The organism is Methylobacterium sp. HJ2, assembly GCF_056431005.1.
Genome location: NZ_JBWJYM010000001.1, coordinates 856,188 through 869,064, shown reverse-complemented (window position 1 = coordinate 869,064; position 12,877 = coordinate 856,188). Strand labels below are relative to the sequence as shown.

The 12,877-nt window shown below is 71.5% G+C and carries 10 protein-coding genes; 5 read left to right on the top strand and 5 right to left on the bottom strand.

The window, feature by feature from the left end; translation table 11 throughout:
- Positions 1–6: 6 nt before the first annotated feature.
- Complete coding sequence (locus ACS5RC_RS04010; RefSeq protein WP_478342511.1) at positions 7–939, bottom strand: hypothetical protein; 933 nt, start codon at positions 937–939, stop codon at positions 7–9.
- A 13-nt stretch (positions 940–952) separates the two neighbouring features.
- Positions 953–2,143: an inositol-3-phosphate synthase gene (locus ACS5RC_RS04005; protein WP_478342510.1), complete on the bottom strand. Its 1,191-nt coding sequence runs from the start codon at positions 2,141–2,143 to the stop codon at positions 953–955.
- Positions 2,144–2,456: 313 nt separating this feature from the next.
- Here ACS5RC_RS04005 and ACS5RC_RS04000 point away from each other — a divergent pair, with 313 nt between their 5' ends.
- Entirely contained in the window at positions 2,457–3,599 is a 1,143-nt protein-coding gene (locus ACS5RC_RS04000; protein WP_478342509.1) for a transglycosylase SLT domain-containing protein, read from the top strand.
- A gap of 11 nt (positions 3,600–3,610) precedes the next feature.
- On the opposite strand, the gene ACS5RC_RS03995 is transcribed toward ACS5RC_RS04000, so the two are convergent.
- Positions 3,611–5,203 carry a DHA2 family efflux MFS transporter permease subunit gene (locus ACS5RC_RS03995; protein ID WP_478342508.1) on the bottom strand — a complete coding sequence of 531 codons (1,593 nt, stop codon included), beginning with the start codon at positions 5,201–5,203 and terminating at the stop codon, positions 3,611–3,613.
- 13 nt (positions 5,204–5,216) lie between these two features.
- Entirely contained in the window at positions 5,217–6,479 is a 1,263-nt protein-coding gene (locus ACS5RC_RS03990; protein WP_478342507.1) for an HlyD family secretion protein, read from the bottom strand.
- A 210-nt stretch (positions 6,480–6,689) separates the two neighbouring features.
- Here ACS5RC_RS03990 and ACS5RC_RS03985 point away from each other — a divergent pair, with 210 nt between their 5' ends.
- Positions 6,690–7,337, top strand: coding sequence for an HdeD family acid-resistance protein (locus ACS5RC_RS03985; protein WP_478342506.1), 648 nt, complete (start codon positions 6,690–6,692; stop codon positions 7,335–7,337).
- Between the two features lie 103 nt (positions 7,338–7,440).
- Positions 7,441–9,951, top strand: a complete 2,511-nt coding sequence (locus ACS5RC_RS03980) for a PBP1A family penicillin-binding protein (RefSeq protein WP_478342505.1) — start codon at positions 7,441–7,443, stop codon at positions 9,949–9,951.
- Between the two features lie 22 nt (positions 9,952–9,973).
- On the opposite strand, the gene ACS5RC_RS03975 is transcribed toward ACS5RC_RS03980, so the two are convergent.
- A complete protein-coding gene (locus tag ACS5RC_RS03975; protein ID WP_478342663.1) occupies positions 9,974–11,443 on the bottom strand; it encodes an AMP nucleosidase in 1,470 nt (489 codons plus the stop codon).
- 223 nt (positions 11,444–11,666) lie between these two features.
- Here ACS5RC_RS03975 and tsaA point away from each other — a divergent pair, with 223 nt between their 5' ends.
- Complete coding sequence (tsaA, locus tag ACS5RC_RS03970) at positions 11,667–12,170, top strand: tRNA (N6-threonylcarbamoyladenosine(37)-N6)-methyltransferase TrmO (protein ID WP_478342504.1); 504 nt, start codon at positions 11,667–11,669, stop codon at positions 12,168–12,170.
- A complete protein-coding gene (locus tag ACS5RC_RS03965) occupies positions 12,167–12,868 on the top strand; it encodes an SGNH/GDSL hydrolase family protein (RefSeq protein WP_478342503.1) in 702 nt (233 codons plus the stop codon). Before tsaA ends, ACS5RC_RS03965 begins: the two co-directional genes overlap by 4 nt.
- Positions 12,869–12,877: the final 9 nt, after the last annotated feature.

Below are 12,877 nucleotides of genomic sequence, written 5' to 3'. Positions count from 1 at the left end.
ATGCGGTCACGGGATTCGCATATCGGTCAGCACCCGGTCGTGGAAACCCTTCACCGGACCGGCATGGACCAACGCCATCTCGTCCAGCACCGTTTCCATGGTGAGCGAGGCGGCGCGGAGATGCTGGGCGATCTGGAGCACGCGGTCGATGCAATCGGCCGCGTGGAAGGCGCGGCCCTCCGCCGTCGCGTCGTCCGGCAGCACGGCGCGGGCGCGCACTACCTGCTCGCGCAGACCGGGATCGAGGGCATCGAGAGCCCAGTCGGTCGTCCGCGCCATGATCGGGCCGAGATGGTCGCCGAGCAGCATCTCGCCGGTGAAGCCGGCATCCGGCATCGCGGCGTTGTGGAAATGGTGGGCCATGGCGGCGAGGAAGACCGTCGCCGGATCGGCCCGGTAGAACGGGCTCAGCACCACGCCGTAGACCGCTACCATCAGGCAATGCTCGGCATGGTTCTCCGGCGGCTCCAGCAGGATGCGGGGCTTGCCCGGGCAGGTGACGCCCGCGCGCGGCTGCTCGGCCAGCGCCGCGACGAATCCCGGCAGCGGTCCGGGCATCACGGCGCGGCGATTGACGAGGCGCGCGCGCAGCCGGTCGCGCAGGTCCGCCTCGACCTCCCCCGTCACCGCGTCGAAGCCGGCGCTCAGCACCTCGGCCACGGCCTTGTCGGACAGGCCCGCCGCCGACAGGAAGGCGGCGTCGAGGTCGCAGAGCCGCGTCGCGGCGAGCGCGGTCGCAGTGACGTCGAGAGCGACGTCATCGGGACTCGCCCCGCCGGTGAGCGCGCCCCACGCCTGGGCGAACAGGCGCTCGGCGATCGAGCCGGCGCGCCCGGCGGAGCGGACGCGCTTGAGGTCGTTCAGCTCGACGAGAAGGTCGCGCAGCGCGACCGGTGCGGCGGGCCCGGAGGCCGCGCCGCCCTGTTCATGACCGGCCATGCCGCGCCTGCCCTCAGTTCGCGCCGAGCCAGTCGAGCAGCATCTTCTCCTGCTTGCCGAAGGCGTGCTCCGGGCCGTGCCCGTTCTTGACCATCGGGGCCTTGAAGAAGGTCGAGAGCTGCTCCTGCACGCCGCCGTCGCCGCGCTTCTTGGCCAGATCCAGCACACGGGCGATCTCGATCACCAGCGGTGCGGCCAGGATCGAGTCCTTGCAGAGGAAGTTGACCTTGATCTGCATGCGCTGGCCCATGAAGCCGGTGACGTCGATGTTGTCCCAGGCCTCCTTGTCGTCGCCGCGCGGGCGGTAATAGTGGATGTGCACGAGATGGTCCTCGACCGGGTAGCCGAGGATCGAGTCGAGCACCGTGCCCTTGGTGTTGAGCTTCGACTGCAGCGAGTTCGGATCGTTGAGGGCGAGCCCGTCGCGATTGCCGAGGATGTTGGTCGAGAACCAGCCGTCGACGTGAAGCGCGCGGGCCTTGAGGGCCGGCGCCAGCACGGTCTTCATCATGGTCTGGCCGGTCTTGCCGTCCTTGCCGGCGACCGGCACGTTCATCTCCCGCGCCAGATCGAACAGGGCCGGCACGTCGGCGGCGACGGAGGGGGTGAAGTTCGCGTAGGGGATCCCGCTCTTGATCGCCGCGTAGGCGTAGAGCATCGCGGGCGAGATCGCCTCGTCGCTCGAATCCAGCCCCTTCTCGAAGGCGGCGGTGGAGTTCAGCGTCGGGTCGTTGAGGTCGGGCCAGCGCTCGGTCGAGGCGAGGTTCACCACCACCACCTCGTCGAGGTTGCTCTCCTTCTGGAAGCGGCGCAGATCGTTGGCGATGACCGAGACCGCCTCGCGATGGTCCTTGGCGATGATGCGGTTCTGGCCGTCGATGTTCTTGCAGAACTTGGCGCTGCCGACGGCGGGCCAGGGCACGATGCCCTTGAGCACCTGGGCGCCGTTCTCGATGTCCTGCTTCGTCAGCACGCCGTGCCCGGTGGCGGCGGCGGCGAGGTCGTCGCCGTTCAGGTCCCAGCCTCCGAAGACGAGATCCTTGTAGTCGGCCATGCCGGACACGGGAACGCCAGCGAGCGGCAGTCCCTCCAGACGGTTCGACCCGGACTTGATCATCTCGATGCCGGCGATGGCGGTGGTGGCGACGGCCCCACCCATGCCAACGAACGCAACGCCGACGCGGCGACCGGTCTGCATGCTCATCGGAAGGGGATTTCCTCAACTGTGGTTGCGCGGGGTTCTCTCGAACGACTGCAGGTAGCCCCGCGCGGACCATCCTAACTGGAGCATCGGATCGGCCTTCCAACCCCGGCTCGCGACACACATGTGGCGCCCGGCGCCTGAACCGAGCCCGAACAGCGGGTAAATCCCCCTGCGCGGACTGGACTTAACGCCGCATCCGGCGCGCCACGTCACGATCACGGCAGCGTCCCATTCTGGTCACGCGGGCTGGCGATAGAGCCGCCGCTGAACAAAAGCCCGGCCGAAGAACGCCGCGGCACCAGAAGGACCGGATATGGGGGTTTTCCCGGAGCCGGCGCGTTGCGCCGACGACGTGAGCCGTCTCGTGCCCAGCGAGACCTTTGTCGAGGACCAGACCGTGGCATGGCTGCCGCGGACCGCGCCGAGGATCCGGCGCCGGAGATCAGCCCACACCCGCCGCACCGCCACGCTCGTCGCCGCTCTGTTGGCCGGACTGAGCCTGCCGCAGACGGCCTTCGCCCCCGCGGCCTCGGCCCACGATCGGGTCGACACAAGCCCGCGCGCCGCCCAGGCGCTGGCCGCCACCGAGATGCGGGCCGATCCGGCCTCCGAGAGCTGGAGCGCCGTGCCACTGGTCGAGCAGGAGCCGGCGACGACGGCCCTGATCCAGACCGACCTTGCCGCGCTGCCCCAGCCGGTGACGGATTCCGAGGAGGAGAAGATCCGCTTCGGCTCGCAGCGCGTGCCGCGGAAGGTGGTCGCCACCATCCTGAAGGCCTCGGAGGAGACCGGCGTCGATCCCGTGTACATGATGGCGTTGGCCGACAAGGAATCGAGCTTCGATACCGACGTGAAGGCCGCGACCTCCTCGGCGCAGGGCCTGTTCCAGTTCGTCGCCAAGACCTGGCTGGAGATGATCCGCGACTACGGCGCCCGCTACGGGCTCGCCGAGGAGGCCGCGGCCGTGAAGGGCCGGGGCACGGGGATCACCGTCGCGGGCGAGGGCATGCGCCAGCGCGTGCTGGCGCTGCGCAACGACCCCTACGTGGCGAGCGTGATGGCGGCGGAGCTGGTGAAGCGCGACCGCGGTCGGATCGAGGCCCGGGTCGGGCGCGCGCTCACCACCACGGAGCTCTACTTCGCGCATTTCCTCGGCACCGCGAGCGCCGGCCGCTTCCTGGCGCTGTCGAGCGACAAGCCGGATCAGGCGGCGGGCGTCGCCTTCCGGAACGCGGCGCGGGCGAACCGCAGCCTGTTCACGGCCCGGACCGGCAAGGGCCGGCGCGGCCTCACCGTGGCCGAGGTCTACGAGCGGGTCGACGGGATGATCGACAAGCGCCTGAGCCGCTACGAGGGCGTCGCCGCCCTGGCGCGGCAGCCGGCGCCCGAGACGCCCGTCCGCGACGAGGAGCCGGCGCGGATCCAGGTCACCGAGGCGCTGCCCGACGGGCTGTAGAGCCCCGTCGCTCAATGGGCGGCGGGGGCGCCGCCGCCGAGCTTGACGGTCCGCAGGATCAGGGCGAGCGGGATGATGCAGGCCGCGATCACGCCCAGAACCCAGAACACGTCGATATAGGCCCAGTAGGCGGCCTGGGTCTGGACCTGATCGCCGATCCAGGCGAGCGCCTGCCCCCGCGCGTCGGGGCCGGCCTGTCCGTATTGCTGGAAGTAGCGCGTCGCCTCGCTCAGGGTCTCCTGGTAGGCGGGGCTGGCCGGGTTGACCGATTCGACGAGGCGGCTCTGGTGGAATTGCTGGCGGTAGGCGAGCACGTTCTGCGAGAGCGAGATGCCCACCGAGCCGCCGAGATTGCGCGCGACGTTGATCAGCGCCGAGGCTTGGTCGGTCTGGGATTCGCGGAGCCCCTCGTAGGAGGCCGCGGTGATCGACAGGAACAGGAACGGCAGGCCGACGCCGACGAAGACGCGCGACCATGCGAAGAACGCGAAGGTGGTGTCGCCGTAGATGCGGGTGAGGTCGTACATCCCCATCGTCACCACGCAGGCCCCGGCCATGATCATCCATTTCGGCTGGACGAAGGCCGAGATGCGGCCCGCGGCCAGCATGGCGAACACCGTGACGACGCCTCCGGGCAGCAGCACCAGCCCCGACAGGGTGGCGGTGTAGCCGTAATAGGTCTGGGTGATCTGCGGCAGGAACTGCGTGGTCGCGTTCAGGATCGCGCCGACGCCGAGCATGACGAGGAAGCAGGATCCGAACTGGCGCTTGCCGAGCAGGCTCAGATCGACGGCCGGATTCGTCCGCGTCAGCAGCCAGGGAAACATCGCCACGAAGCTGACGACGCCGAGGATCGCGAAGCCGATGATCAGGTTCGAGCCGAACCAGTCCTTGCGCTGGCCCTCGTCGAGGACGACCTCGAGCGCCCCGAGGAAGCTCGCCACCAACAAAAAGCCCACCACGTCGAAGCGCACGCCCTTGCGGCGCAAAGCCCTGCGCTCGGCCACCGCCGCATCGGAATCCTGCAGCAGCCAGTACATCAGGGCGAGGGCGATCACCCCGATCGGACCGTTGATCAGGAAGCACCAGTGCCAGGACAGGTGGTCCGACAGGTAGCCGCCGAGCGTCGGGCCGATCACAGGGGCTACCACCACCGCGACGCCGTAGAGGGCGAAGGCCTGGCCCCGTTTCTCGGGCGGGAAGCTGTCGGCGAGGATCGATTGGGCGAGCGGCGCCATGCCGCCGCCGCCGAGTCCCTGGAGCACGCGGAAGAACAGGAGCGATTCGAGGCTCCAGGCGAAGCCGCACAGCACCGACGAGACGGTGAACAGCCCGACGCTCCACATGAAGAACATCTTGCGGCCGTAGCGCTTGGCCAGGAAGCTCGACGCCGTGAGCGTGATGGCGTTGGCGACGAGGTAGGTCGTCACCACCCAGGCGGATTCGTCGGGGCCGACCGCGAGGCCCCCCGAGATGTAGCGCAGCGCCACGTTCGCGATGGTGGTGTCGAGCACCTCCATGAAGGTCGCCAGCGCGACCACGACCGCGACCGCCCAGGGATTGTGCCCGCCCGGCGCGCTCGACGCGAAATCCTCGGCGCTCATCGATGCGGTCCCGTCAGCGGACGTGGGCCGTCGGCACCACCGACATGCCGGGACCGATCGCGACGTCGTCGGGCCAGCGATCCACCACGATCTTCACCGGGATGCGCTGCGTCACCTTCACGTAGTTGCCGGTGGCGTTCTGCGCCGGCAGCAGGCTGAAGGCGGTGCCCGAGCCCGGCTGGACCGAGGCGACGCGGCCCGTGATCTTGCGGTCCGGATAGGCGTCGATCGCGATGTCGACGTGCTGACCGGGGCGCATGTCGGTGACCTGCGTCTCCTTGTAGTTCGCCGTGACCCAGATGTCGTCCGGCACGAACATCGACAGGCTCTGGCCGGCCTGGGCGTACTCGCCGACGCCGCCGGTGAGGCGCACGACGCGACCGGCCTGGGCCGCCGTCACCGTCGTGTAGCCGAGGTTGAGCGCGGCCTGATCCCGCTGCGACCGGGTCTGGGCGAGCTGCGCCTCGGCGCTGGCGCGCTGGGCCTGGAGGGACCCGATCTGCTTCTGGGCGGCGACCACGCTGGCATTCGCGCTCTCGAGCGCGGCCTGACGCTGCTGCAGCGTCGAGGTCGAGGATTGCGATTGCTGGATCGTGCCCGCCCCGCGCTCGGCGAGCTGGCGGTAGCGGTCGGCATCCTCCTGGGCGAATTTCAGCGCCGCCTGGGCGGTGTCGACCTGCGCCTTCGAGACGTCGATCTGCGCCTTCTGCGCCTCGACCTGGGCGTCGATGTTCCGGATCGAGGCCTGGGCGGCCTGAACCTGCGCCTCGGCCTGCTCCAGGGCGACGCGGTAATCGCGCTGGTCGATCTGGACCAGCTTGGTGCCGGCCTCGACGTGCTGGTTGTCGGTGACCGCGACCTCGGTGACGTAGCCGCCGACCTTCGGGGCGATGGAGAAGCTGCGGGCGTCGACGAAGGCGTCGTCCGTCGTCTCGTAGGGATGCAGGTAGACCAGCCAGTAGAAATAGCCCGCCACGCCGAGGGCCAGAAGCGCCAGCCCACCGAGCACGAACCACCCGGGATGGCGCCGGATCAGGCCGGGGCTTTTCGCGGAGTTGTCCGTGGAATCATCGGACTCGCTCGCCGCTTCGTCGTCGGGCTTGCCCGCTCCGTCCTCATCCTGCGTGCCCAAATCGTCGGGGCGCGCGCGGCGTGCCGCCGGCTGAAGGTCGAGGATGTCGCGCGCTTCCCCGGCCTCACCGGCCTCGTGGGCCGCGCTGTCGCGCGCGCGCGTCGGCGCATCGGCGGATGCCCCCTGCCGCTGATCGTCAAGCATCTGGATGATTTGCCCAGCCGGGGCCGTCCGCGCTCGCGCACAGCCGCCGTGAACCCGCCTCGTCCGTCCAAAGATCTTCGTGGCGCGAAAGTTCCCCACCCCCAAAGGCACAGTCTGCAGCGCGGAACGGCGGCGGCGGGCGGGCGTTCGGGCGAGATGCGACCGATGTGCACGGGCGGCCCGTGCGGCGGCGCGGTGGAGCGTATCGACATGGCTGCAGATCTCCCGAACCCGAGCGCCGTCAGCGCATCCGGCATCCCCGTCGCGGGCACGGCGCGGCTCGACGCGATGAGCACCGTGCTCGCGCGCAACTGGTGGCTGGTCGCGCTCCGCGGCGTGGTTGCGATCCTGTTCGGCGCGATCGCCTTCGTGGCGCCCGCGGCCTTCGTGCTCTCCCTGGTGCTGTTCTTCTCGGCCTACATGCTGGTCGACGGGATCGTGACGATCGCGGCCTCCGTGCGGGCGGCCCGGCACCACGAGCGCTGGGGCTTCCTGCTGCTGGAGGGCCTGCTCGACGTCGTCGTCGGCGTGGCCGCCTTCCTGGTGCCCGGCGCGGCCGTCTGGGCCTTCGTGCTGCTGACGGCGACCTGGGCGCTCGTCACCGGCGGCCTGATGATCGCGGCGGCCTTCCGCCTGCACCGACATTACGGCCGCTGGTGGCTCGTGCTCGCCGGCATCGTCTCTGTCCTGTTCGGCCTCGCGCTGCTGATCAATCCGGGCATGTCGGCACTGGTGCTGACGTGGTGGCTCGGAGGCTACGCCGTCGCCTTCGGCGTCATGCTGGTGATCCTCGCCTTCCAGCTGCGCGGACGGCACGAGGCCGCGGGCCGGCCGATGCCGCTCTCCGGCGGGCTCTGACCGGGCGGCACCACGGCGTAGCTTTGTTCGGAGGGTTCGGTCTAGAACGGCGTCTTGATCCCGACCGGGCGCCTCCCGCGGCCCGGTCCTGGCGGCGGACAGGATGAACCCTCCCGATCCTGAGCGTCCGGACGGCCCCGGCGCGGGCCCCGAGCCCGACACCCGCGCCGCCGCGCGCGAGGCGGCCTCGGCGGCGCGGACCCTCGCGCGCCAGCTCGGCATCCTGGCCGCGGGCTCCGCACGGGCGGCCCTCCGCGGCGGCCGGGGCCTCGCCGACCGGGGCGCCTCGAACCTGTCCGGGATCGCCGGACGGGTCCGGTCGGCGCGGGAGGGTGCTCCCCGCCCCGCCGGGCGGGCCCCCACCCGCCCGCAGGCCGTGCCGGCGAAGGCACCGGCGCCGTTCGGCCGCGGGCGCCGCCGCGCCCTCGTCCTCGGCGCCGGGCTCCTCGTCGGGCTGCCGGCCCTGGCGCTGCTCGGCTACGTCCTCCTCGCCTTCCTGACCCTGCCGCCGCTCGGGGGCGTGACCACGGATCCCGGCCAGAGGGCCATGACGGTCGAGGCCGATGACGGACGGGTCTTCGCCACCCGCGGCGCCTATCGGGGCCAGCCGCTGACGCAGACCGACCTGCCCCCCCACCTCGCCCAGGCCATCGTGGCGATCGAGGACCGCCGCTTCTACAGCCATTGGGGCGTCGATCTGCGCGGCCTCGCGCGGGCGACCTGGCGCAACCTCACCGGCGGCGGTGTCCGCGAGGGCGGCTCGACGATCACGCAGCAATATGTCCGCCTCACCTCGCTCAGCCAAGAGAAGACCCTGCGCCGCAAGATCCAGGAGGCGTTCCTGGCGCTCCGGGTCGAGAGCGAGATGAGCAAGAACGACATCCTGCTCGGCTATCTCAACACCGCCTATTTCGGGGCCGGCGCCTACGGCATCGACGCCGCAGCGCGGCGCTACTTCGGCAAGCCCGCCAAGGCGCTGAGCCTGCCCGAGGCCGCCATGCTGGCGGGCCTCGTGCGCGCGCCCTCGCAGCTCGCGCCCACCCGCAATTTCGGCGGCGCCAAGGAGCGGGCCGACGTGGTGCTCCAGGCCATGGTCGAGACCGGCGCGATCAAGGCCGCGGAGGCGGACGCCGCCCGCAAGCAGACGGTGACGTTGCGCACGCCGCCCGAGACGCCGCCCGGGACCAACTACTTCCTCGACATGGTGGCGGGGGATGCGCGCAAGCTCGTCGAGACCGCGGGCGATGTGACCGTCCGCTCGACGCTCAACCTCGATCTCCAGAGCCTCGCCGAGGGCGTGATCGCCCGCCGCCTCGACGCGGAGGGCGCGAAGAAGAAGGCGAGCCAGGCGGCGCTCATCGCCCTGTCGCCGCAAGGCGCGATCCTGGCCATGGTGGGCGGGCGGGACTACGAGGACAGTCAGTTCAACCGCGCGGTCCAGGCCAAGCGGCAGGCCGGCTCCGCCTTCAAGCTCTTCGTCTACGAGACCGCCTACGAGCAGGGCTTCAACCCCGAATCGGTGCTCGTCGATCGCCCGGTCCAGATCGGCGACTGGGAGCCGCAGAACGCGAACAACCGCTTTCGCGGGGCGATGCCGCTGCGGACCGCCTTCGCGCTCTCGGTCAACACCATCGCGGCGCAGCTCGGCGAGGAGGTCGGCATCCCGGCGGTGATCGCCACCGCGCGCAAGCTCGGGATCCAGTCCGAATTGCCCAACGTCCCGAGCCTCGTGCTCGGCTCGGCGGAGGTGACGCTCCTCGAGATGACGCGGGCCTACGCCTCGGTGCTCGCCAACCGCACGCCGGTGGAGACCTTCGGCATCCACGCGATCCGCGGCTCCGCGCCGCAGCCGCTCTACCTGCACCCCGAGGCGGCGCCGGCCACGGGACTGCCGGGCGACAGCCGCACAATGATGCTCGACTCGCTGCAGGCCGTGGTCGATAGCGGCACCGGCAAGGCCGCGCGGGTGCCGGGCCTTGCAGTCGGCGGCAAGACCGGCACGACCCAGGATTACCGCGACGCGTGGTTCATCGGCGTGACGCCCGACCTCGTCGTTGGCATCTGGGTCGGCAACGACGACAACAGCTCCATGAACCGGGTCGGCGGCGGCGACCTTCCGGCCGCGATGTTCCACGATTTCGTGCAGCGCGCCGCGGCCCAGCTCGCCAAGGGGCGCCGCCGCCCCTCCGCCGCCCGCGCCGAGCCGCAACCGGCCGCCCCGCAGGTCGCCCAGCCCGCCCAGCCGCCGCAGGGCCAGGCCCCGCCCGGGCAGGTCCCGGCTGGGCAGCCCCCGTCAGGCATCGAGGCGCGCGGCGTCCCTGAGGTGATCGATACCGGCACGCTGTCGTTCCGGGGCCGCGTCGTCCGGCTCACCGGCGTCGAGGGCGAGGGCGGCGCGCTCGCCCGCCAGCTCGCGCGCTACCTGCGCCGCCGCGAGGTGGTCTGCGCCCCGGCCAGCGACGGGACGCGCTGCCGGATCGAGGGCGACGACCTCGCCGCCCTGATCCTGACCGCGGGCGGCGCGCGGGCGAGCGAGAACGCCCCGCCCGACCTGCTCGCCGCCGAGGAGCAGGCGCGCTCCGAGCGCGTCGGGCTCTGGGGCCGGGAGCGCTGAGCCGGCCCGGCCGGGCGATCCGTCAGCGGAACGGCGGCTCGTCGAAGCTGCGGAGCTTGCGCGAATGCAGGCCGTGCCGGTCGGCGCGCAGCGCGTCGAGGGCGGCCAGACCGATCCGCAGGTGCTCGCCCACCGCACGCTCGTAGAAGGCGTTGGCAGCGCCCGGTAGCTTGATCTCTCCGTGCAGCGGCTTGTCGGAGACGCAGAGCAGGGTGCCGTAGGGAACGCGTAGGCGGTAGCCCTGGGCGGCGACGGTTCCGCTCTCCATGTCGACCCCGATGGCGCGGCTGAGGTTGATCCGGCGGCGCTCCTGGCTGAAGCGCAGCTCCCAGTTGCGGTCGTCGTAGGTCACCACCGTCCCGGTGCGCAGGCGCCGCTTCAGGGCATCGGCGCGCTCGCCCGTAACCTGCGCGGCGGCGGCCTGCAGGGCGAGCTGGACCTCGGCCAGCGCCGGCACCGGCACGTCCGGCGGCACCTGCTCGTCGAGGATGCGGTCGCGGCGCAGATAGCCGTGGGCCAGCACGTAATCGCCCATGCGCTGCGACTGGCGCAGGCCGCCGCAATGGCCGACCATCAGCCAGCAATGCGGGCGCAGCACCGCGAGGTGGTCGGTGATCGTCTTCGCGTTCGAGGGGCCGACGCCGATGTTGACGAGCGTCGTGCCCTGCATCGTGCCGTCCGTCCCGCGGGCGACGAGGTGGTAGGCCGGCATCTGGAAGCGGTGCCAGGGCGAGGCGGCGACGAGCGCGGCGGGGTCGACGGTGGCGGCCTCCTCGCGGCTCACCCGGATGCCGCCCGGCAGGATCAGAGCCTCGAACCCTTCGCTGCCGGCCGCGAGCCGCTCGAGCCCGTGCCGGATGAATTGGTCGACGTAGCGGTGATAGTTCGTCAGCAGGATCCAGGGCTGGACGTGGCTCCAGTCGCAGCCGGTGTAGTGCACGAGGCGGCGCAGCGAGTAGTCGATGCGGACCGCGTCGAACAGGGCGAGCGGCCTCGGCGCGTCGCCGCGCTGCTCCCACAATCCGTCCGCCACCTCGTCGCCGACGACGGAGAGCAGCGGCACCGGGAAAAAGGCGGCGAGTTCGCCCCCGTCGGCTGCGCGCCGGCTCGGTCCGATCCCGGCCTCGAGCACGTACGGATAGGGGATCTCCTGCGCGCTCAGGCCCACCTCGATGGAGACGCCGTAATCGGCGACGAGCTGATCGAGCTGGGTCGTGAGGTAGTCGCGGAACTGCTCGGGCTGGGTGATCGTGGTGGCGTAGGTGCCGGGCGCCTGGAGCTTTCCGGTGGCGCGGCTGATCCGCGGCATCGGGCCTGAGGGCTGGTAGGTGACGCGCAGTTCGGGATAGCGGAATTGCAGGCGCTCGGCCGCGTCCGGCGGCGGCCCGCCGTCGAGGTAGCGCGCCAGCGCGGTGCGCAGGGCCTGGGTCGCCTCCGCGTGCAGGGCGACGAGCCGGTCGACCGCGACCGACACCGTTCCGATGGCCTCCATCGGCCGCAATTCCTCGATCAAGCCGGTCTCCTCCGCATGCCGATCCCTTATACCCCGGCAGGGGTCAGCGGCGCATACCGTCTGGGGTATCCCCGCACCGAAGCCGCCCACGGATTCCGCACGCCGCTTTGGAGACCCGGATCCGGATCTTCGGGCTTGCGGCCGGGCCGAACTTGGCGGACATGCGCAGGGGTGAGCCCTGCCGGGCGCCGGAATGCGATCTGTGAGCCAGGACGGGGATTTCGGGCTGCGGCCCGGCGAGACGGGTCTGACCCTGCCCGAGCATCCCGATGCCGGTCTGCACTTCATCGGCCGGCTGCGCACGCCCTGGACGGAGCGGCGGGACTGCCCGAAGAACGGGCGGGAGAGCGACGCGATCTGCACCGTGCAGGTCGATCCGGCCTACGGGCCGGGCCTGCTCTCGGTCGAGGGCGCGAGCCACCTGATCCTGCTCTACTGGATGGACCGGGCGCCGCGTGGCCTGCTGCAGCAGCAGCCGCGCCATGCCGCCGGCCTGCGCGGGACCTTCTCGCTGCGTTCGCCCGCGCGTCCGAACCCGATCGCGCTCTCGGTGGTGGAGCTTCTCGGCCGGGAGGGCGATACCCTGCGGGTGCGCGGGCTCGATTGCCTCGACGGCACGCCGCTTCTCGACATCAAGCCCTACTACGCCTCGACCGACAGCCGCCCGAACGCCACGGTGGACCGCGCCGGCGCGGCATCCCGGTGAGGCGCCTCCTGATCGCGACGGCGGCGGGCGGCCTGCTCGCCGGCCTCGGCTTCGCCCTGGGCTGGCACCTGCACAAGCCGGCGCTGAACGCCCGGCTCTACGCGCAGAGCCGGCTGATCGCCGTGCAGGTCCATCTCGACGAGGCACCGCCCGACTACGTGTTCCTGGCCGGCGACAGCCAGGCCGAGCTGGGATCCCCGGCGCAACGGCCCTGCGGCCTGGAGCTTGTGAACGGCGGCGTCAGCGGATCGAGCGCCGGGGTCTACGCCGATCTCGTGGCGGCGCTGACCTTCCCGGCGCGGCCGCGCGCGGCGATCCTGACCATCGGCACCAACGACCTGATGCTGAAGAACCGGCCCCGCGCGCCGGAGAACGCGGCCCGGTTCGAGGCTGAGGCCACGCGCATCATCCGCACCCTGTCGCGGGTGAGCGACCGGGTCGTCGTCACGGCGGTCCCGCCGATCGGGCGAATCCTCGAAGGGCGCCTCGATCCGGAGGCCGTGGCCGACTATTCCCGGCGCCTCGAAGCCCTGTGCGGACACCTCGGCTGCCGCTTCGCCGACCCCTTCGCCCCGCTGCGCGACGGCGAGACGGGCTTTGCCAAGGCGGGCGCCATGCGCGACGGGCTGCATCTCGCCGCCTACCGGCCGGTGCTGCGGGCGCTCGCCCCGGACGTCTGCGCGGCGGGCGCCCAGTAGCTCGGCGCC

Coding starts and splice junctions, on each gene's coding strand:
- ACS5RC_RS04010 (WP_478342511.1), bottom strand. CDS start 939: ATGGCCGGTCATGAACAGGGCGGCGCGGCCTCCGGGCCCGCCGCACCG.
- ACS5RC_RS04005 (WP_478342510.1), bottom strand. CDS start 2,143: ATGAGCATGCAGACCGGTCGCCGCGTCGGCGTTGCGTTCGTTGGCATG.
- ACS5RC_RS04000 (WP_478342509.1), top strand. CDS start 2,457: ATGGGGGTTTTCCCGGAGCCGGCGCGTTGCGCCGACGACGTGAGCCGT.
- ACS5RC_RS03995 (WP_478342508.1), bottom strand. CDS start 5,203: ATGAGCGCCGAGGATTTCGCGTCGAGCGCGCCGGGCGGGCACAATCCC.
- ACS5RC_RS03990 (WP_478342507.1), bottom strand. CDS start 6,479: ATGCTTGACGATCAGCGGCAGGGGGCATCCGCCGATGCGCCGACGCGC.
- ACS5RC_RS03985 (WP_478342506.1), top strand. CDS start 6,690: ATGGCTGCAGATCTCCCGAACCCGAGCGCCGTCAGCGCATCCGGCATC.
- ACS5RC_RS03980 (WP_478342505.1), top strand. CDS start 7,441: ATGAACCCTCCCGATCCTGAGCGTCCGGACGGCCCCGGCGCGGGCCCC.
- ACS5RC_RS03975 (WP_478342663.1), bottom strand. CDS start 11,443: ATGGAGGCCATCGGAACGGTGTCGGTCGCGGTCGACCGGCTCGTCGCC.